Origin of the sequence: Brevibacillus brevis NBRC 100599, from assembly GCF_000010165.1 — a bacterium.
Lineage (GTDB): Bacteria > Bacillota > Bacilli > Brevibacillales > Brevibacillaceae > Brevibacillus > Brevibacillus brevis_D.
In genome coordinates this window covers 3,336,686-3,357,369 of record NC_012491.1, presented here as the reverse complement: position 1 = coordinate 3,357,369, position 20,684 = coordinate 3,336,686, and the positions used below count along the sequence as shown (strand labels likewise).

23 protein-coding genes and 1 tRNA gene are annotated in these 20,684 nt (G+C 45.6%); 19 read left to right on the top strand and 5 right to left on the bottom strand.

Translation table 11 applies throughout. The features are described 5' to 3' along the window. The first annotated feature begins 21 nt into the window (after positions 1-21). From BBR47_RS16070 to BBR47_RS16050, 5 genes are all read left to right on the top strand, one after another. A tRNA-Gly gene (locus BBR47_RS16070) sits at positions 22-95 on the top strand. Between the two features lie 131 nt (positions 96-226). Beyond that, entirely contained in the window at positions 227-1,213 is a 987-nt protein-coding gene (locus BBR47_RS16065) for a phosphotransferase (protein WP_015891478.1), read from the top strand. 465 nt (positions 1,214-1,678) lie between these two features. Then, the gene (locus tag BBR47_RS16060) at positions 1,679-2,146 is read left to right on the top strand and encodes a MarR family winged helix-turn-helix transcriptional regulator (protein ID WP_015891477.1); all 468 of its coding nucleotides are present in this window, start codon (positions 1,679-1,681) and stop codon (positions 2,144-2,146) included. A gap of 16 nt (positions 2,147-2,162) precedes the next feature. Next, positions 2,163-3,134, top strand: coding sequence for an acetyl-CoA carboxylase carboxyltransferase subunit alpha (locus BBR47_RS16055; RefSeq protein ID WP_015891476.1), 972 nt, complete (start codon positions 2,163-2,165; stop codon positions 3,132-3,134). Between the two features lie 289 nt (positions 3,135-3,423). Beyond that, on the top strand, positions 3,424-4,341 hold the full coding sequence (locus BBR47_RS16050) for an aldo/keto reductase (protein WP_015891475.1): 918 nt from the start codon (positions 3,424-3,426) through the stop codon (positions 4,339-4,341). 123 nt (positions 4,342-4,464) lie between these two features. Here BBR47_RS16050 and BBR47_RS16045 read toward each other — a convergent pair whose 3' ends face one another. The 4 genes from BBR47_RS16045 to BBR47_RS16030 all read right to left on the bottom strand — a co-directional run bounded on the left by BBR47_RS16045 (position 4,465) and on the right by BBR47_RS16030 (position 7,113). Beyond that, positions 4,465-4,857: a YkvA family protein gene (locus BBR47_RS16045; RefSeq protein WP_015891474.1), complete on the bottom strand. Its 393-nt coding sequence runs from the start codon at positions 4,855-4,857 to the stop codon at positions 4,465-4,467. Between the two features lie 131 nt (positions 4,858-4,988). After that, positions 4,989-5,972: a zinc-dependent alcohol dehydrogenase family protein gene (locus tag BBR47_RS16040; RefSeq protein ID WP_015891473.1), complete on the bottom strand. Its 984-nt coding sequence runs from the start codon at positions 5,970-5,972 to the stop codon at positions 4,989-4,991. A gap of 248 nt (positions 5,973-6,220) precedes the next feature. Continuing rightward, positions 6,221-6,430: a CDGSH iron-sulfur domain-containing protein gene (locus BBR47_RS16035; protein WP_015891472.1), complete on the bottom strand. Its 210-nt coding sequence runs from the start codon at positions 6,428-6,430 to the stop codon at positions 6,221-6,223. Between the two features lie 326 nt (positions 6,431-6,756). After that, positions 6,757-7,113 carry a DoxX family protein gene (locus BBR47_RS16030; protein WP_041749464.1) on the bottom strand — a complete coding sequence of 119 codons (357 nt, stop codon included), beginning with the start codon at positions 7,111-7,113 and terminating at the stop codon, positions 6,757-6,759. A gap of 220 nt (positions 7,114-7,333) precedes the next feature. Between BBR47_RS16030 and BBR47_RS16025 the strand changes: the two genes are divergently transcribed. Continuing rightward, on the top strand, positions 7,334-7,663 hold the full coding sequence (locus BBR47_RS16025) for a winged helix-turn-helix transcriptional regulator (protein WP_015891469.1): 330 nt from the start codon (positions 7,334-7,336) through the stop codon (positions 7,661-7,663). A gap of 83 nt (positions 7,664-7,746) precedes the next feature. Here the strand turns inward: BBR47_RS16025 and BBR47_RS16020 are convergent, their stop codons facing one another. Beyond that, complete coding sequence (locus tag BBR47_RS16020) at positions 7,747-8,274, bottom strand: isochorismatase family protein (RefSeq protein WP_015891468.1); 528 nt, start codon at positions 8,272-8,274, stop codon at positions 7,747-7,749. Positions 8,275-8,595: 321 nt separating this feature from the next. Between BBR47_RS16020 and BBR47_RS16015 the strand changes: the two genes are divergently transcribed. From BBR47_RS16015 to BBR47_RS15955, 13 genes are all read left to right on the top strand, one after another. Continuing rightward, positions 8,596-9,297, top strand: coding sequence for a YjjG family noncanonical pyrimidine nucleotidase (locus BBR47_RS16015; RefSeq protein ID WP_015891466.1), 702 nt, complete (start codon positions 8,596-8,598; stop codon positions 9,295-9,297). A gap of 73 nt (positions 9,298-9,370) precedes the next feature. Beyond that, positions 9,371-11,200, top strand: a complete 1,830-nt coding sequence (locus BBR47_RS16010) for a UbiD family decarboxylase (protein ID WP_015891465.1) — start codon at positions 9,371-9,373, stop codon at positions 11,198-11,200. A gap of 151 nt (positions 11,201-11,351) precedes the next feature. Further along, positions 11,352-12,395, top strand: coding sequence for a hypothetical protein (locus BBR47_RS16005; protein ID WP_231850486.1), 1,044 nt, complete (start codon positions 11,352-11,354; stop codon positions 12,393-12,395). Positions 12,396-12,579: 184 nt separating this feature from the next. Beyond that, positions 12,580-14,550 (top strand): BglG family transcription antiterminator, encoded by a 1,971-nt coding sequence (locus BBR47_RS16000; RefSeq protein WP_015891463.1) that lies wholly within the window; start codon positions 12,580-12,582, stop codon positions 14,548-14,550. Beyond that, entirely contained in the window at positions 14,510-15,655 is a 1,146-nt protein-coding gene (locus BBR47_RS15995) for an amidohydrolase/deacetylase family metallohydrolase (protein ID WP_015891462.1), read from the top strand. Before BBR47_RS16000 ends, BBR47_RS15995 begins: the two co-directional genes overlap by 41 nt. Then, on the top strand, positions 15,646-16,017 hold the full coding sequence (locus tag BBR47_RS15990) for a hypothetical protein (RefSeq protein WP_041749463.1): 372 nt from the start codon (positions 15,646-15,648) through the stop codon (positions 16,015-16,017). The genes BBR47_RS15995 and BBR47_RS15990 overlap by 10 nt, the downstream gene beginning before the upstream one ends. Before the next feature lie 32 nt (positions 16,018-16,049). After that, complete coding sequence (locus BBR47_RS15985; protein ID WP_015891460.1) at positions 16,050-16,412, top strand: glycine-rich SFCGS family protein; 363 nt, start codon at positions 16,050-16,052, stop codon at positions 16,410-16,412. Between the two features lie 3 nt (positions 16,413-16,415). Continuing rightward, positions 16,416-16,754 carry a DUF4312 family protein gene (locus BBR47_RS15980; protein ID WP_015891459.1) on the top strand — a complete coding sequence of 113 codons (339 nt, stop codon included), beginning with the start codon at positions 16,416-16,418 and terminating at the stop codon, positions 16,752-16,754. Positions 16,755-16,775: 21 nt separating this feature from the next. Continuing rightward, on the top strand, positions 16,776-17,564 hold the full coding sequence (locus BBR47_RS15975) for a DUF4311 domain-containing protein (RefSeq protein ID WP_015891458.1): 789 nt from the start codon (positions 16,776-16,778) through the stop codon (positions 17,562-17,564). Next, positions 17,564-18,214 carry a DUF4310 family protein gene (locus BBR47_RS15970; protein WP_041749462.1) on the top strand — a complete coding sequence of 217 codons (651 nt, stop codon included), beginning with the start codon at positions 17,564-17,566 and terminating at the stop codon, positions 18,212-18,214. The genes BBR47_RS15975 and BBR47_RS15970 overlap by 1 nt, the downstream gene beginning before the upstream one ends. A 40-nt stretch (positions 18,215-18,254) precedes the next feature. Continuing rightward, positions 18,255-19,370 carry a DgaE family pyridoxal phosphate-dependent ammonia lyase gene (locus BBR47_RS15965; protein WP_015891456.1) on the top strand — a complete coding sequence of 372 codons (1,116 nt, stop codon included), beginning with the start codon at positions 18,255-18,257 and terminating at the stop codon, positions 19,368-19,370. A gap of 5 nt (positions 19,371-19,375) precedes the next feature. Then, a complete protein-coding gene (locus BBR47_RS15960; RefSeq protein ID WP_015891455.1) occupies positions 19,376-20,098 on the top strand; it encodes a KDGP aldolase in 723 nt (240 codons plus the stop codon). Between the two features lie 33 nt (positions 20,099-20,131). Next, positions 20,132-20,389, top strand: coding sequence for an HPr family phosphocarrier protein (locus BBR47_RS15955; protein WP_015891454.1), 258 nt, complete (start codon positions 20,132-20,134; stop codon positions 20,387-20,389). Positions 20,390-20,684: the final 295 nt, after the last annotated feature.

Sequence of the window (20,684 nt, the reverse complement as noted above, 5' to 3'; positions counted from 1 at the left end):
AATAGAAGACGTTGACATCATGCGGGTGTAGTTCAATGGTAGAACTCCGGCTTCCCAAGCCTGCGGCGTGGGTTCGATTCCCATCACCCGCTCCATACGAAATGGTAGAAAAGCCTTTGATTACAAGGGCTTTTCTTGTTTTTGCAGCAATGTTTGCAGAAAAACACGATTGGAAGCGAAACTTTTAAGTAGTTCATACAATTAAACTGTAAGTAGAGGTGGTCAAATGGAGTCCATATTGACAGAGGAATTGATATTGGAAGACTTAATTAGAGCTTCCCATCATTTTTTTGGATTGGAAGTAATTGAATCCAGTCCAATAAAACGTGGTTGGTTAAACCTGAAATGGAGAGTCACGACTGAATCAGGGCAATTCTTACTTAAACAATACAATAAAGAACGATTTAAGCTGTATAATCCTGAGGATCTAAAGTTTGCCTTCTCTCAACAGGTTAGATTAAATAATCAAGGCCTTGCATGTCCTAATCTTTTATCACACGATGAAAGTATCCTGCTTGAATCAGATAAAGGAGAACTCTTTATTGTCATGGAATATTGCCAGGGCAAACTAATCTCGCCAGGTAAAGCTAATGCACATCAAGTATACAATCTAGGTCGAGCAACTGGAAAAATGCATCGATTGTTAAACGACGGGACACTTGGTTCTAAAGATACTCCCCAATTTGTTCCTCCAAGCCGTGAAGAGCGTTTAGCACATTGGAAATCAGTTTTGAAAAAGGCGAGGGAAGCTGGGAAGATCGAATTGCTTGATGATATAGAGACACAACTTAAAGCAACTGAAGAAATGAATATTGAAAACCTGGAAATACTTTCTACTGGGTGGGCACATCGTGACCTTTGGGTCGATAATATTTTATTTGATCATAATCGATTAACTGCAATACTAGATTTTGATCGACTGAAATATGATTATCCTCAACTTGATGTTGCACGGGCAGTTATGTCATGTGCCTTAGGTGATTATTTTGACGTTTCCCTGGCTTCAGCGTTTATTGAGGGATACAGTGAGGAACGTACCGTTATGGATGGTTACTTAACAAATTCATTGCAGTTGTTGTGGTATATGGAAAGCCCATGGTGGATTCATTCTAACATGGACCAACATAGTGTACCTCCGGCTCGTTTTGCAAAGGAAATGATTTGGCTCGCTAACAATCATAAAAATATGTCCACACTTTTAGGGAATATCTAGCTAAAGAAAGTGATCATGAAAAACGAACCGACTTTTTGCCGTTTTTAGCAAATGATCCGGGTAAATGGTTCAATAAACACAACAGTTAGCATTAATAAGCTGTTGTGTTTATTTATTATCAAATACCCTACAAGTCTTTCATAGTCAATAATGACCGCTTATTATTTCGTTTTTGGATTTATTCAACTAACAGGCAGGATAATACAACAGCCGTGTTTATCGCAGGGGTTTTTCCAATGTCTACATTAATGGATGCACTTCAACCGAAACACACTGGCTGCTTAGGCTTTTTTAGTTGCGTCTACTTGACAGGGGTAAGAGACGGTCGACTGGTAATCCAAAATGGTTTTCTTTGGATGTGAAATAAGGCGGTAACTTGTTATTACATCAATTTCATGTATAATGCAATTAATGCATGATACATATTATGCACAAGACACTAGTTGAGGGGGTAATTCATTTCTTATGAATCGAGAAGATGCCTTGAAACTAAGAACAGATATTAAAAAATTTATTAGAATGACTGGAATTCTCGAACCAGAAAGAATTCCAAAAGATCTGTTTGAAAAACCTTTATCGGTTTCCCAAATGATGGCGTTAGAAGAACTAGAGCTCAAGAAATTAACTATTTGGGAATTAGCTAACAAGCTTAAATTAGAACAATCATCGGTAAGTAGATTAGTAGACAAGTTGGTAAAAAATGAGCTTATTTTCCGTGAAGTAAATGAAAATAACAGAAGGGAGGTTTATCTACATCTCACAGAAAAAGGTAAAATAACGGTTGCTTCTTTACGGGAACAATCGATTCATTTTTATCAAGGAATTCTCAATGATTTATCAGAAGCTGAACGGAAAACAGTTGTCAATGGCTTTGAACTCTTAATCAACTCGATAGCTAAATCCGCTTCCTTAAAAAGGAATGGAAAATCGTAATAGAAGGAGGCCGTGAATGAGTTTAGATTTTGAAGGGCCAATTATAGAATTAAAAGAAAAAATCGATGAATTACAGAAGTATATGGAAAAAAATGATCTCGATTTATCTTCAGAAATTCATGCATTAAGAGAACGATTAAAAGTAATGCAATCTGAAATTTATACGAATATTTCACCATTTCAACGAGTTCAAATTGCTCGGCTTCGTAACCGGCCTACAACATTGGACTATATTCCGTTATTGTTTACAGATTTTATCGAACTTCATGGCGATCGACTATATGGAGATGATAAAGCAATAATCGGTGGAATTGCGAAATATAAAGGCATGCCTGTTACGATTATTGGCCACCAAAGAGGTAGGAACACAAAGGAAAGCATAGAAAGAAATTTTGGAATGGCACACCCAGAAGGTTATAGAAAAGCTTTACGCCTTATGAAGCAAGCTGAAAAGTTTAATCGCCCTATTATTACATTCATTGATACTTCAGGTGCTTATCCGGGGAGAGAATCTGAAGAACGTGGAATTTCTGAGGCAATAGCTCGTAATTTATTTGAAATGGTAACACTTAGAGTACCGATTATTTGTATTGTAATAGGAGAAGCATCAAGTGGTGGAGCCCTTGGTATTAGTATCGGCAATCATATTCATATGCTAGATAACTCGTGGTACTCGGTTATTTCTCCGGAAGGAGCGGCATCGATATTATGGAAAGATGCTAAGTATGCTCCAAAAGCAGCTGAATACATGAAAATTACAGCAAAAGAATTGAAGGACTTAGGGATTATTGATCAAATCATTCCTGAAGTGAAAGGTGGAGCACAAAATGATATAAAATGGCAGGCGGAAATGGTTGAATCTGCAATCGAATCATCTCTAAAAGAATTGGTACGAATGTCTCCAGAAGAGCTTACACAACAGCGATATGAAAAGTATAGAGAGATGGGGAAAATTGGAATCCTAAACGGAACTGATGAGGAAAAATAGAGAAGAATGAAAGGAAAGGTAAATTCGCTTTCTGTGGGGTGAAATACTTTATTTTCTCTGAACAGAAGAAACACGTGTGTACAGGGAAGTTACACCAAACAAAGTCCTTCCATGGTAATTTGGGAAGGACTTTTTACTTGTACATTCACCTTATCTATCCCGATTTCCATTCCCGCAGGATTCTCCGTCGTGTGAGTTGAATAAACCAATGAGCTCGCATGATAATCCGCTTTAACAAGCCAGCCTTTCTTTATGGTACCAGTTGAAAAAATAGAATCGGAGGATTGACATGAGAACCATACCACTCGGCACGAGCAAGTTAGAAGTCCCTGTTATCGCAATCGGTTGCATGAGAATAGGCTCACTAGACAAGCTGCAAGCGGAGCGCTTCGTACAAACGGCGCTTGAAGAAGGGGCGAACTTCTTCGACCATGCAGATATTTATGGAAAAGGCAGTTGTGAGGAAGTATTTGCAGAAGCGATTCAGATGAGCCCTAGCGTTCGCGAGCGTATCCTGTTGCAATCGAAATGTGGTATTCGGCCCGGCATGTTCGACTTTTCCAAAGAGCATATTTTGCATGCAGTAGTTGGTATTCTAAAGCGTCTAAAAACTGAATATTTGGATGTTTTGCTGTTGCACCGTCCTGACACGCTTGTCGAACCAGAAGAAGTAGCGGAAGCATTCGATCTTCTGGAAAGCACGGGTAAAGTACGCCACTTTGGCGTTTCCAATCAGAATCCGATGCAGATCCAGCTGTTACACAAGTATGTGAAGCAACCAATCGTCGCCAACCAGTTGCAGCTCAGTATTATGAACGCGACGATGATCTCACAAGGATTCAACGTCAATATGGAGAGCAACTCGGCTGTGAACCGCGACGGCAGTGTACTAGACTTCTGCAGGCTGCATGATATAACGATTCAGCCTTGGTCGCCGTTCCAGCATGGATTCTTCGAGGGGTCTTTTCTTGGAAACGAGAAATTTCATGAGTTGAACAAAAAAGTCGACGAAATTGCAGCTAGATATGAGGTATCCAACACGACAATCGCCATCGCTTGGCTGCTACGGCACCCGGCGAACATGCAACCTGTCATTGGCACGACGAATATCGACCGAATGAAAGATTGCGTGAAAGCCGCCCATATTCGTTTGACGCGAGAAGAGTGGTATGACATCTATCGTGCTGCCGGAAATGTGTTGCCATAACGGCTTCCAATATCCCAGCTATAAAAAACAATGGTGGTCAAAGCAATAACGTTGGAAATGTATAGTGTAAATACTCGTGAAACGTCATCGAAGCACCCCTCGCTCTACTAGATTGGATTTTACCTATTCCTGTAAAAATTCTTTTTGTTTCCACTCTTTGTATAGAGTAAGGTCGCTGCTCACTTGTCGAAACACCAGTCCAATGATTGTCGCGTCATCTAGTAAACCAACAACGGGAATAAAATCTGTGATGGCGTCTACGGGTGAAACAAAGTACAAAATCCCGCCAATAATCATCAAGATGGATTTAACCGGGATTGTTCGGTATTTACCACTCGTCCAATCACCGAAAATACTAAAGAGTAGCTGTAAATTCTCCCAAACATCACCGATCGCTTTTTTATCAGCTTTTTTCATTGCTTTTTTTAGGAGATGAGAAGCTTTTTCTTTATCGTTCAGATATTCAGAGGCTTTGGATTCATAATTTTTAAGAAACGTCTTTTCATGTTTAGCCATAGTGCCCCCTATGTTTCGTTGAAGCCAAAAAGGGCGAGAACACGGTCATTTTTGGCTTCGGTGTTTTTGAAACAGCTTATAATCCTTGAGGTGCTGCATGATGGATCTTTCCCAGCGTCTTTTTCTGGTGTTTACACCAAGATGACTTTCCCCGTACGATGACGGCTCTCCGCAAATTGCACGGCCTCTTTTACATCCTGCAAAGCAAATTTTTCTCCAGGCACAGCTATAAGGAGCTTCCCATTCTGAACGAGCTCGATGACTTTCTCAAACGTCTCGTGCCAGGTAGAAACGGAAACCCGTTGATTCCAGTGGCGCAATAAAAACAATTGTGGGAGAACGCCAAGCTCTTTCGAGATGATCGACCAATCCACTTGAACTCCCGATAAAAGGCCTAACGACAAGAAAATCCCGCCAGCACGTGTAGACTTCGCCAGCTCTAAACCGTCAGGTCCGCCAATGGAATCAATAGACGCATGTGCACCTTGTCCGTTTGTGACACTCATGATGGCATCATAGATAGACACATGTGAACTGTCGATGACATGCCATGCCCCGAGTTCCATCAACTCCTCGGTATATCTTGCGTTTCGGACGATGGCGATTACCCGAAAACCAAAAAGAGCGGATAGCTGAATAAACAAGCGGCCAATGGCTGAGTTGGCTGCATTGACTAACAAAACCTGCTGAGAAGACAGTTGAAGGGTCTCCTTGCAGATGACCCACGCAGTAATGGGGTTGATGTACAACCGACTGGCGATATCATCTGGGATCGAATCAGGAACCTCAATGGCTAGCTCGGCTGTCGTTTTGACGTAATCTTGCCATGTGCCCTCACCGCGCAATGGCAGAACACGGTTCCCGATAAGAGAGCGGGGAGCAGAAGGACCTGTATCAATAACGGTACCAACCCCCTCATACCCAGGAATAGCGGGGAGGTTGATGCGATGCTTGTAAGCACCACGAATCGGGATGATGTCAGAAGGGTTAATAGGACGTGCGCTCATTTTCACCAAAATTTCATCTTGCTTCAGCGGTTCAATTAGCCGTTGTTCAACCTTCAATACTTTATGGGGCTCACCAAATTGATCGTATCGTACTGTTTGTGCATACATGTTTGTGTACTCCTAACTTTGTCAGCCATAACTGACGAAGGAAAGTGTTTCGTCATTGCGTATATGGGATCGGAATGTCTTTATCTTAGGTATAAAAAATAACCCCCGTCAATCAAAACGAGAATACAAAAAAGAACAGATACGTGATCGGAGTGCTTTTCAAAATTATACCAGTACTTCTATGAGGAAACAATTTGACATAAAAAGCGATTGATAAAAGAAAAAGAGCGCATCTGCGCTCTTTCGGATCATTCTTTTGCTCGTGGTGCACTTTCAAAGCCTACTTTTTTATGCGTTCCATCACAGAACGGTTTTTTCTCGGATTGACCGCATCGACAGAGCGAAAAAGATGAACCGACTTCATAGTTGTCACCTGCTCCATCCAGTAACTCAACTGCACCGGTAACACGAATTGATCCATTGTCGTTAATCTTGATTGTTACTTTTTCTTGATCCACATGTCATCCCTCCTTTTTTACTATCTTTACCTACTATGATTTCGGGCAGAAGGGTATGTGGTAAATAATTATTCTCTACATGGGAAGAGCCTGTCACAGCGATAGTGAACTTGCTGGTGGAACCATGCAAATTGGTGTTGAAATCAGGACAAGGTACGGTTATTTTTAGCAGGGAAAGGGTTTTGTCTCATGACGATTTCAATGGATGACTTAGAGTCAGACCCTCCTACACTTTATAAAGAAGCATTTGTAAACGAGTGAGCTTGAAAAAAAAGCGAGAGGCCGTCAGCTCCTCACCTGGTTACAGGTGGGAACTGGTGGCCTTGTTAGCGAGCAGAAGGATTAAATCGGCGTAGACCGATCAGCAAGAAAACAAAGAGTAAGACAAGCGGAATCACTACAGTAGATGTGTCACCATGTAAAAGCAGAGTGACTGTAGCACCAAGCATAATGACTGCGAGTGTATAGGCGGCGTAACGCGAAGACTTTTTCATCAATAAACCCAGTCCGCCGAGCACTTCTCCCAACCCGATTACAACTTGGAACCAAGGGGGAAACCCGAATCCTTGGAAAGCGAGTGTGGCCTCTGGATGACCAATCAGCTTGTAAATACCAGAGGAAACGAACATCAAGCACAATCCTACAATCATTACCCATTTTGCAAACGTACGCAGACTTTTCACACTGAAATCCTCCAATCGTTTCGTTGTTGAATTCAGTATAAGCCGTCCATCATGACATCTTTTGTCATATAGCAATGACTGAACGTTTTGGATCGTAGTTGAAGGTAATTCCTCCATTTCGTAAGCTGATTTGAGTATAATAGGATGGAGATATAGCCGAAAAGTAGATAATTTCTGGAACCAGGTGTACACAAAGGTACCAAACCATCGGGAAAAAAGCATGGAGGAATGCGATATTCAAACGAAACAATATAACGTACCCGTTGAAGCGACATTGGAAGTAATTGGTGGGAAGTGGAAGGTTGTTATTCTTTGTTTGTTAAAAGAAGGTACGAAAAGATTCGGTGAGCTGCATCGATATATGCCAAGCGCATCGAAAAAGATGCTGACCCAACAGCTACGTGAGCTCGAAGAAGATGGATTGGTCAACCGATCCGTCTATCATCAGGTTCCTTTAAAAGTGGAATATTCACTTACGGAGCAAGGAGAGAGCTTGCGGACGATCTTGAATCTGATGTGCGAGTGGGGCGAAGCGCGTATTCATAAATAAAATGATACATAGGAAAAACCCGCCATTTCATCCACAATGGAATATCGATGGCAAGCCCTTGTATAACAGATATGCACTACTCATCACTTGTATTTTTCAGCGTACTCGGCGTAGTTTACTACTTCGATGACACTAGACCAACGAAGAACGGTTCCTACAAACCGTTTAATGTCTAAACCTTGCATGTCGTATGATTCGGCCGTATTTGTTGTTCCAGTTGCGTCCTTAATGAACGTCACCTTATATCCGCGATCATAGGCAGCGATCGCCGTAAACATACAACAAAATTCCGTCTCAAAACCGATTATAAAAAGATGCTCGACCCCTAAGTTTTCTAAAGTTTGTCTGAGCTCTGTTTGGAAGAAGGAACTAGGGGTTTGCTTCTCGATCGAGTAGTCGGAATAGTCTTTAAATGGAGGGTGTATTTCAGAACCGATAGAGCTTCTATTCAGTGGACTTTCTTCTGTAGCATCGATATGTCTGATAAAAATGACAGGACGATTGCTCTCTTTAAAATCCGTAATTACTTGTTCCATCAAAAAAAGTTCCTCTTTGTAATCCCCACCATTCACAATTCCGCTTTGCACATCAATGACTAAGAGTGCGTTCATTGCTTCACCTTCCTTCTATCAAGTAGATAAATCATTCGGTAGGAAAGCGTGTACTTCCTGCAAAGTAAATACCATGAGATAATGAAGGAAATTCAAGTACTTCATCCGTGTTTCCCAATTTAGCCACACAAGGCTCTTCTTCCACGAGTGAAATACCGGAAATGGGAACGGTTTCCGTCTTGCTGATGACCAGCTCGCCTTCACGGCCTCGACTAGTACAGTTCGAGGCTTTTTGTATGCAGTTTAGCCTTCTGTTTTTGATATGATAGAAAGGTCTAGTTTGTACGAATACTTGATCAATAAAGATTTCTGGAGGTTGCCATGCGCTATCAAGTCATATTATTCGATGTAGATGATACACTTCTTGATTTCAAAAAGACAGAAGCAAATGCTCTGCAAAAGACGTTTTCTCAGTTTGGACTTGCTACGGGATCGTCTGAATATGGAGCGACTTACAAAGAGATCAGTAAAGGATTGTGGGAGGATTTAGAAAAGGGCCGGATCACTCTAGCAGAGCTGGGCGTAGAAAGATTTCGAAGACTTTTCAAAGCTGCTCAGCTAGACGTCGATGCTGAGGCGTTCGGCAGTGCCTATCTCGAATCCTTGGGCAAAGAAGTGCATTTGGTACCGGGAGCGGTTGAATTGTGCAACAGTTTGGAGGATTGCCGTTTGGCGATCATTACGAATGGGTTCGCCTCTGTGCAAACATCAAGAATCGCCGCTTCACCGCTTTGCAACTCTTTTGAGCATCTGATTATTTCCGAAGAGGTCGGCTACAAAAAGCCCGATCGAGAAATTTTTGACTACGCGTTTTCCAAATTGCAATGGACGGAGAAGGCGAACGTATTGATGGTAGGAGATTCCCTGACGTCTGATATACAAGGGGGAGCCCAATACGGGATTGATACGTGCTGGTTCAATCCGCAGGGCAAGGAAAATCAGACGAGCATTCAGCCGACGTACGAAATCAGAGAATTGAGCGAGCTTCAAGAAATTGTGCGGAAGGGTATCGTGAATTTGTAGGATCTTTCCTGTATGATGAGAAGGTATTGATCTACAGGTAAATCTAGAATCTAGTGATTGGAGCCCTATAGATATGTATCAGAATTTAGAAGAGTGCATCCTTGACTTGGAAAGGCACGGACATTTGGTCCGTATTCGCGAAGAAGTAGATCCCTATTTAGAAATGGCCGCGATTCACTTGAAGGTCTACGAAGCGGGCGGACCAGCATTGCTGTTTGAAAATGTAAAAGGCTCAAAATTTCGCGCGGTATCCAATCTATTTGGCACAATCGAGCGCAGTAAGTTTATTTTCAGAAGCACCTGGCAAGCCGCTGAAAATATCATCGCTATGCGCAATGATCCGATGAAAGCGCTAAAGCAGCCATTTAAAAATATCGAGAACGGCTTTGCAGCTCTGAAAGCATTGCCTGCAAAAAAATCCACTAGCATGCCGGTAACTGCACAGGAAATCAGCATAACGGACCTTCCACTCATCCAAAGCTGGCCGATGGATGGCGGAGCTTTTGTCACGCTGCCCCAAATCTATTCGGAAGATCCGGACAAGCCTGGAATCATGAATTCCAATTTGGGTATGTACCGTGTGCAGTTGACTGGTAATGAGTATGAAGTAAACAAAGAAATTGGCTTGCACTATCAAATCCATCGTGGAATCGGTGTCCACCAAGCCAAAGCGACCAAAATGGGGATGCCGCTGAAAGTAAGCTGTTTCGTTGGCGGGCCGCCTGCCCATACTTTATCGGCTGTAATGCCGTTGCCAGAAGGCTTGAGCGAAATTACTTTTGCAGGTTTGCTATCTGGGCGCCGTTTTCACTACAGCTATATCGATGGTTACTGCATAAGCAATGATGCGGATTTTGTCATCACAGGAGATATTTATCCTGGAGATACGAAACCAGAAGGACCATTCGGTGACCATCTGGGTTATTACAGTCTGATCCATCCATTCCCTGTGATGAAGGTAAAGAAAGTGTACGCCAAGCCGAATGCCATCTGGCCATTCACAGTTGTGGGCCGTCCGCCACAAGAAGATACATCGTTCGGTCAGTTGATCCACGAGTTAACGGGTGATGCGATCAAACAAGAAATCCCGGGTGTAAAAGAAGTCCACGCAGTCGATGCGGCTGGTGTACATCCGCTGTTGTTTGCCATCGGAAGCGAGCGCTATACGCCATATCAAGAAGTCAAACAGCCGACGGAGATGCTCACCATTGCCAACCGCATTTTAGGGACGGGACAATTGAGCTTAGCCAAGTATTTATTCATTACCGCCGAAGAAAACCGACCATTGACGACGCATGATGAAGTTGATTTTATGACCTATATTTTGGAGAGAATCGATCTGCATCGCGATGTTCATTTTTATACGAACACGACCATTGATACGCTGGATTATTCGGGAACGGGCTTAAACAGCGGCAGTAAGGTAGTCCTCGCAGCTTACGGCGATCAAAAACGAGAGCTGTGCAAAGATGTGCCGGATGAACTGAAGGATTTGCGAGAGTTTGAGAATGCCCGCCTGATTATGCCAGGTGTGGTGTCAATTCAAGGCGCTGCTTTTACCGATTACGCAAACGCCCAGCAGCAATTGCAGAATCTGTGTGACGCGATTCAAGCAAGAGGGCCGATCCCGTCTTGCCCGATGATTATCCTTTGTGATGACAGTACCTTCATGAGCGCGTCGCTACAAAACTTTATGTGGGCAACCTTCACACGAAGCAATCCATCCCACGACATTTATGGCGTGAACAGCTACTACGAGAACAAGCATTGGGGCTGCGATAATCTGATTATCGATGCCCGTACCAAGCCCCATCAAGCACCGCCATTGGTACCAGATCCAACTGTCGAGAAGAATATCGAACGATTGTTTGTCAAAGGTGCGAGCTTGGGAGGAATCCTGTAAGCTTCGCCTGAAAGTAGAGGTCCGTAACCTTTCGTTGCGGACCTTTTCCATGTGATGGTACTATTTGGATGGAGGTTTCACCAAAAAATGGTTGGAGGGGTACGGAATGCTTTTCATGAAGCGAAAGCAGTCTTCGAGGATTTATTTCCTCATGAGTTGGATTATAGCAGTAGCCTTGCTTGTCACGTGGTCACCCGCAGTCACTTTGGCATCCGAAAAAATAGAAGAGTCGATACCGGTTGAACTAAAAATAAGTCCAGAAAAAGACAGGTATTCTCCCAGAACGAAGATACAGATGGAGGCAGTTACGAAAAAAGAGGGAAAATCATTCGAAGCGAAAATCGTGATTAAGGCAAAAATGGATAAAGAGCAGACGATAACCATTGAGCCAGACACGAAAATAAAGGGAAAGAACTATGTGTCAAAGGCGACATTTACACCGGAGGATATTATCGGCGACAGAGTGGGAAGTTTGGGTATCGAGTTTGAGATCATGATGAGTGATACAGATAAAGTATGGGTAGGAAGAGCGAATAAAAGGCTCTTTGTAGACAACATGCCGGGAACGGAGCCTGTTGTAGATTCAGAATTTTTTATTTATCCTGAACAAACACTTAAAGTTGGTGAAAAAATAAAGTTCACTGTACATACTCCGTATAAGGGAATGATTCGCGAAGACGCGAAGTTTTTATTTTTCTCGTCTAATTCAGTAGATACGACTCAAAAGGTAGAAAAAGTAAGAACCACACTTGATCGCAAGAAGGGGATGTACGTAACAACAGGTTACTTTACCCCACGTAAAGAAGGAACCTATACCCCTTTCTTTTTCTTGGAAATGTATGATAAAGAAAAAGATGAGGAGATAAGTGGAAGTGGAGTGGTAAAGTTTGACGTGATCGCGAATCCCAAAATCGAAACTTCTCTTAGCCCAGAAACCGCTACAATTAAATTTGGTGATGAAATTTACTTGCTGCTAACCTATCAAGCAACCGGAATGGATTCAGCAAAATTTAGCAGAGAGTATAATTATGACGTGGCCGAAATCAATGAAGAATATGACGAAGAAAATAAAACGCACAAAGTACTGCTAAAGTTCAATCCGGAGCAAAAAAAGACACATAAGTTTGAGGCAACTGTGAAAAACATCGAAACGGATACAAAGGCAACTGCAAAAACGACAATCTATGTCAAATAGGTTATAAAGAGAGGATGGCTCCCAGTTTTAACCGGGGCCATCTTTTTCATTGCTGTCGAATCGAACTGATAATTGCAAAAATTGCACGATTGATGGGGAAAGGAATCGTTCTTTACCACCGAGAAAGCGTTTTCTATAATGAATCTCAAGCAAGGACACAGCTTTTTATGGAAAGGAGAAAGGAATGGTCTTTTTAACCACACGTTCCCATGCATTACTGAAGGTGATACTCGACAGCTACTATCCGCTGAAAATTAAGGACGTCGCGCGCGATTTCCAGGTAAGCGAACGCACAGTCAAGTACGATCTGGATAACGTCAGGCAATGGCTAAAGGAACGAAATGTCATCCTCCATTCTCAACCGAATAAAGGGCTGTGGATCACGGAAGAACAAGAGCATCGAAATGCTTTGAAGGAAAATTTGCAAATTGATGACAGCAAGACGCTCATTTTGCCGCAAAAGGATCGGGTCAAGCATTTTTTGTTCATTCTTCTGCTGTCGGAAGGGTATCAGCGAATGAACGATTTAGCCGACCATATGGGTGTTAGTCGCAATACCGTCGTTGCCGATGTGAAGGACGCGGAAAAGCTGCTCGATGGCTGGCGTCTCGAGCTCGTCACGAAACAAAGGTATGGTGTGCGCGTAGACGGGAGTGAGCGGCACAAGCGGTATGCCCTCGAAAACTTGATTCACGATCTGTTGGATGGAATCGACATGTATCGGATGGTACAGGGGATGTTTTTGGAAAATGGACAAGAAGCGAGAACGGGTCCGTTATTGGAGAAGTGGCTGATCAGCCGTGCAGAATTAGGGGAGATTATTCACAGCATCAAAGCATGGATGAATGCTGCTGCGGAGACGCTGGCAGACCGAGCACTGATTAGTTTACTGATTCGCTTATGCATTGTCTTCCATCGTGTACAGCGAGGCCAATTGGTCACGGCGGATGATGCCGAGCTGGGGGAAGCGAGGCATTGGAGCGGGTACGAGCTGTTCTCACACGAGGTTCGAGCATTATGTCAGCGATTGCACGTCGATATTCCCGAACACGAGATTGCGTATGCGTGCCTTCCGCTGTTAGGGACCGAACAGGTGCCAAGAGAGGCGCGAGCAGGGAGGATTGTTTTGGACGTTTTCCAGGCAACCAAAGAACTGACGGAAGCGGTTAGTAACCGGATGCTGGCACCGTTGCACGAGGATCAGGAGCTGATGAGACTGCTTTTTGCTCACCTGGATGACAGTTTGAACCGTTATCGCCAGGGAGTTCTTTTTGCGAATCCACTGACAGAGGAAATTCGCCGTTCATACGCACGCATGTTTGATGCAGTCAAACGCTCTTGCGAAGAAGTGTTTTGGCAGCGCGGGGTCTATTGGCTCGATGCAGACATTGCTTATTTTGTCCTGCATTTCCAAGCGGGATATGATCGCTGGCTGGAGCAGAAAAAGGCAGATGCGCTCGTCGTTTGCGGAACAGGAAGAGGGACTTCTCGATTTTTGAAAACGTACCTCGAAAGCGAATTGCGTTCACTTCGGGTCGTAGGCCTGTGCTCCAGTACAGAGGTAGAGAAGTATTTGGCGAGTCGTCGCGTGGATGTCATCATCAGTGTTCTGCCGATCAAAGCCGAGGTGCCTGTTGTGATTGTCAGTCCCCTTCCAACGCGCCAAGATATCAACCAGATTCAGAATTGTCTGGAAGCCTTGCAAGTGGAGGGAGGAAATCGACAACAGACTGTGAATGCTCGCAAGGAAGCTTGGTTTCCCACGATGACTGCTGATCTCAATCCGTCAGATTTGCCAGTGGTGGAGAGGTTGTCTCAGGATGTCATCTGCAAAGGGTATGAGATCAGTCAAAAAATCGTGACTGCTTTTCGTGAGTACGTAACGGAACAGACGGCAAGCGGACTGACGCTGCATCTACTGCTGATGGTGAATCGATTAGCTTTTGGCTCACCCTATCAGGAGGAGTGGGAATCGTTGGGTGAGGCAGAATCAAAAGAATGGAAGGCATGGCGTGAAAAGCTGAACCAATTGATGGCTGAGGCAAACCTCCAAGTTCCGTCAAGTGAGGTGACGGCCATTATGCGCTATTTTTCAGGAAAAGGGGCGGTAGAAAGTGAAAGTGGATCTACTCATACGCAACGGACGGGTCATTGATCCTTCCCAGAACCTGAGCGGGCACTATGATCTTGCTATTCGGGAAGGGCGAATCGTTGGATTGTATGAGAAAGGGAAGACAACCGACGATCAAGGGATGTATCTGGAAAGCCAGGAGACGATCGAAGCAGAGGGATATGTGGTGACGCCCGGTTTGATCGATCTGCACGCTCACGTTTTTCCGACAAAGACGAGTTTGGGCGTAGCCGCGGATCGGGTCGGGGTCGAGCAAGGAGTGACAACCGTAGTAGATGCTGGCAGTGTCGGGCTATGGTCGTTTGATGCTTTTCTTGAAGAAGCAGTCCACCCTTCTGTTACTCGTGTTCTGGCATTTCTGAACATTTCAGGGGATGGCTTGTGTACAGGTGGTGGGGAGCTCGCAGACATGTCGAGGTTAACCCCGAGAGAAGCGGTAGCCCTTATCAGAAAACAGCCGATCGTACGAGGAATAAAAGCCCGCATGAGCGGTTCTGTCGTCAAGCAAAACGGGCTTCAACCCTTGCTCGTAGCCAAGGAAGCGGCGAGGGAAGCGGGCGTACCCATGATGGTGCACATTGGAAACGCTCCGCCAAAACTCACGGAAATATTGCCTCTGCTAGACCAAGGAGACGTGGTGACACATGCGTTTCATGGGAAAAAAGGAGGGATGTTCGACGAACGAGGCGAGTTGATTCCAGAGGCTCAAGACGCATTGGAGCGGGGAGTCTTACTCGACATCGGGCACGGCGAAGCGAGCTTTAGCTTCCAAACATTGCGTCATGCGCAGGCCCAGGGTATTACGCCACATGTCATTAGCACGGATGTTCACCAGCGTAACATCGATGGTCCTGTGCACAGCTTGACGCACACACTCACGAAGTTTCTCGCCATGGGCTATGCGCTCGATGAGGTGATAGCGGCGAGTACGTATGCGCCAGCACGAATTCTCGGGCTGGAAAACGAGATCGGGACGTTGAAAGTAGGGGCATGCGCGGACGTATCCATTTTGCAGCTCAAAAAAGAGCGGACAATTTTGACGGACAGTGAACAAGAAACGGTAGAGACAAAGGAAAGAGTAGTGGCTTATCAAGCGATTACTTCAGGAAGGGTACTGACATGCAAATGATTGATGACATTCTCAAGGAACTGGCTGAGACAAAACCGGAATATATATCTGAAATTTCTGAATGTAAACGGATTCTCCAGAAAATTGAGGAGGAGTTTCGCCACATGGAGATTCATATACCGCGAGATCGCTGGCTGGCCATCGGTGCTCATGTACTGGCATTTGTGCGTCGGATGACAAACGGTGAACGGCTACCCGTAATTGAAGCGGAGTTATTCGCTGAAATTCATCCCGATATGGTTATGCTCTCGCACAAAGTCCTCGCGGAAGAAAAGGGTCCGTGGCAGGTAGATGATACAGAAGCGTTTCTATTGGCTGTTCATTTTGAAGCGATCCGTGCCATGCAGATGGGGCCAACTTAAAACATTGCTGTGAATATAGGGAGGTTTTGCATATGTCTAAGGTAAAAATCGTGATTGGTGATCGTCTCGGAAAAGGACAGAACATCGCAAAAGGAATCGAAGCAGCTGGCGGGACCGCGATCGTCATTCCAGGTGTTGGCGCGGATATGAAGGTAGGGGATGTCATGGTCAGTGAGAGCGCAGACCTCGGGCTGTCCTTTTGCGGAAGTGGTGGGGCTGGGGCACTGACAGCCAAGACCAAGTATGGTTTTCCAGTCGAGTATGGCTTGCGCTCAGTAGATGCTGGTATTACTGCTTTGCGTAGCGGCAACAAAGTGATTGGCTTTGGCTTCATGGATACAGAAGAGCTGGGCAGACGCATGGCGGAAGAATACATCAAGCTGGGAGGGAAGTAATCCATGTACACAGAGACGACGCAGACCTTGCGATTATCCGGCAGTGGCGATACGAAAGAAGGAGCCTTTAACAAGATTTTTTCCCAAATCAAGCATGTAGTGGCCAGACAAACGAATGATTTGGTCGTGCGAATCGAACCTGTAGGGGTTTCCATTGTGTCTGCGACAGAAATAGTGAAGCATGAGCGATTTTTGGGTCTGTTTTTCCCCCGTAAACGGACGCGGTATGACATCACCGTAGATATTCAAGTGAGGCTGGGTCTGGTCCAGGTAGAAAACATAACGTTTCAGCAGCAGACCGAGACGACTGCGGGTATGGGGCAGTTGGTTCGTCAGCGATAGAAGCAGACAGGGGGGAGCTTTATGGTTACATTGATGATTGTGTTGAAGTCGATCGTCATCGGGGCATTGGTCGGCTTCGGGGTTGGTGCGGGGGCAGCGAGGATGTTCCATGCACCCAATGTTCAGGGGATGGGAGCATTCCGGACTTTTGGAGAGCTGAACGCATGTGCAGGGGATCCCATTTCCCACTTCTCATTTGGTCTTGGTTTTTTGTTTAACGCATGGGCGTCTGTTGTTGGTGCTGGTGCATTGACGCAAGATGTCGATCATCGCGTCATCCCGAACTGGGCGGCGGCATTGTTGCTCTGGCGCAACAAGAATGTCGCAGAAACGTTGCACAATCCGAAACAAATGGCGATTGCCGGAGCAGCAGTCGGTGTCGTTGTGGTCACTGTGTTGAATTCCACTGCAACGGCAATTCCTGAATCGATGCAGCTTGTAGCGACGAAGGTACTGGTCCCGGCTGCGAACTGGTTGATCAACCCGATTATGCCGATTGTGTTCTGGATGGCGGCGATGGATGCAGGCAAACGGACCGGGATTTGGGGAACGGTCTTGGGCGGTTTGTCGCACTTGGTCATGGGGAATGCAGTGCCTGGAATCGTCTTGGGTATTTTGATCGGTAAAGGTTTGGATGACAGTGGTTGGAACAAAATTACCAAATCCATGTTTATTGCAGTCATTCTCTTGTTTGTATTCAGTGGCTTCTTCCGCGGTTTTGATGTCGCACTCTTGAAGAGTATGTACGTGGAAATTCCACAGTGGTTGATAGAGCTACACGAAACATTCGGATCGGTGGTGAAAAAGTAATGGGTGAATTGCAGGCAAAAGGGTTTTGGTATTCAGAATGGGCATTTCCCCTCTTTGTGGCGTGCTTGGCTTCAGGAATCTTTGCGGGTACTCATCTTTACTATGTGTATCATGTCGGGGCCTTTAACGATATCGCCATTGTTGCGATGCTCGAGGCGGGGATCAAGGGTGGCGGATATGGTGCGGCTGCCGCGTTTGGTGCGAGCTTTTTGTTTGCTCGTATTTTGGAGGGACCGTTGGTTGGGATTCTCGATATTGGAGGTTCGTTGCAAACAGGTATTGGGATTGGCGTTCCAGCGTTGATGCTGGGAGCGGGCTTTACAGCTCCGTTGACTTCTTTTCCTTTGGCGCTCGCGACAGGTGCGCTCTTGGGCTTTATCATTGGTACCGTGATTATTTTGATTCGGAAGTATACGATCAACGCATCGAACTCCACCTTTGGTGCCGATGTCATGATGGGAGCCGGAAACGCAGCAGGGCGTTACTTAGGTCCATTGATCATCATTTCAGCGATTATGGCTTCGATTCCAGTTGGACTTGGTGCAACAGTTGGAGCAGCGATTTTCTATTATTACAACAAACCAATTGCGGGTGGTGCGATTATCGGGGCCATGCTCCTCGGCGCCATTTTCCCGATCCCGACACAATGAGGGAAGAGCGAAGCGTTTTCACAGGAGGGATGGGCAAACCATGGGAATCTATCAGCAGCTAGGGTTGAAGCAAGTCATTAACGCAAGCGGTAAGATGACGGCATTGGGTGCGAGTGCCGTCCATCCTTCTATCGCAAAGGCCATGGGCGAAGCCGCTATGGATTATGTAGAAATCAGCGAGCTGATGATTGTGGCAGGTCGTCATATCGCAGAGGCGACCGGGGCAGAAGACGGTTGTCCTACCTCTGGAGCAGCTGCGGGCATTGCCATTAGTGTAGCAGCTGTCATAGCTGGTTGCCATCTGAGCTTGATCGAGCGGCTTCCTTTTTCCGAAGGGATGAAGAACAAGATCATCATCCAAAAAGGACACGCGGTGCATTTCGGTGCTTCCGTTCAACAGATGATTGCACTGGGCGGAGGGAAAGTCGTAGAGGTCGGGCATGCCAATCACGTAGAAGCAGACCATTTGCGAGAAGCCATTGATGATCAGACCGCAGCACTGCTCTATGTCAAATCTCACCATGCGATTCAAAAAGGGATGCAGTCGTTAGACACGATGATTCAACTCGGTCGGGAGTTTGGACTTCCTGTCATTGTAGACGCAGCGGCGGAGGAGGATTTGCGGCGTTACGTGGCGATGGGGGCCGATCTGGTCATTTACAGTGGCGGAAAAGCAATTGGTGGACCCACGTCTGGGTTTATCGCAGGTCGTGCCGATCTGGTTGCCGCATGTCGCGCGCAATATAAAGGTGTTGGTCGCGCCATGAAGGTAGGAAAGGAAGCCATTGCGGGTTTACTTGCAGCGCTTGGACAGTACGATCCCGAAAAGCAAAATGTTACCGAGCAGCGCAGGCGAGTGGAGTGGCTGGCAGGAGAACTGGACAGATTGCCCGGTGTGAAAGCAAGGATCGCACAGGATGAGGCTGGCAGGGAGATCTATCGTGTGCAAGTTCAGCTTGACAAACGAGTGACGGGAATGACGGCTCACGAGCTTACACGGCAACTGGAGCAAGGAAATCCAGCTATTTTTACCCGTAACCATTATGTGAATACGGGTGTGATCGCCTTTGATCCACGACCGTTTCATGAAGGGCAAGAACACATCATTGCAGCACGAATGAAGGAACTGCTGCAAAAACAGGGAGAAGGAGAATAACAAAAGTGGGCACACAAAAAATTCGTTTAAACATTTTGGCACGGGATGTAGAAAACGCAAAACAAATATGTGCCGTGGCTGATGGCCGCGCTCTGATCGGAATCTTGGTCAAAGGATTTGCGTCCGTAGAAGCAGCAATAACCGCTGTTGAACAATACCAGCAAGCAGGTGTACCCGTGTCTGTAGGGCTGGGCGCAGGTGATCCTACGCAATGGAAGAAGGTCGCTGAAGTCGCGGTGCAGACACAACCGGATCACGTCAATCAGGTATTTCCGGCGGCAGGCTATACGCTCGGCGGGCTACAGGCAGTCGGCAACTCTCATACCATCGTGAATGCATTGATTGCCCCCGGTGGGCAACCAGGAAAGGTTCAAGTCACCACGGGACCAATGAGCAACAAAGTGCCAGAATTGCTCTCTTGTGATGCAGCCGCCGCGATGCTGGCGGATATTGGCGTACACTCGGTCAAATTTTATCCAGTCGATGGGTTGGAAAGGCTGAATGAAATCAAGGCGATGGCAGAAGCAGCCGTACGTTACGGGATTCCCGTTTTTGAGCCGACTGGCGGGATCGATGCTGCTTCGATTCGGCCGATTGTGGAGGTATGCCTCGCAGCTGGTGCCAAGCAGGTCATTCCACACATTTATACATCGATCGTTGACAAGGAAACGGGATTGACTCGTTTGGATCAGGTAGAAGAACTGCTAACGGCTATAGAAGGCCTGTAGCTATTTTACGAGAAAGGGATAGGAGTGAATCAGATGAGAGAGAGACAGGTCATCGTCCAGTTGGCACAGGGATTACACGCGCGTCCGGCTAGTTTGTTTGTGAAAGTAGCAGCATCTTTTTCCAGTGAAATCGGATTGAACAAGGAGGAGAAGAAGGTGAATGCCAAGAGTATTATCGGCGTCATGTCCCTCGCTGTGTCGAAAGGACAATCAGTCGTCTTGACTGCGGATGGTGCCGATGCAGAACAGGCGTTGGATGCGTTGGAGCGCGTTTTGGTAAGTGTGGAGTAAAGGGGAACGACAATAGGTAATGCAATCAGCGTCAGTGTAAGACTTTATTAGGTCTTACACTGACGCTTTTTCTTTTATTGGATCAGACTAAAACATGGTTATCATCAGAGATTTCGTCTCATTCGAACCTCAACCACCGTAGAAAATGGTTACTTCCAGGTTCCTACTGTACTAAAAAGTGCGTTCTTTTATTTAATGAGACTATACCACATAATGAGTCTCAAGATGATCATCACCTTTGAAGAAGACGATTGTATCGTTCAAAGGATGTCGTCGATACGAAATATACTCACTT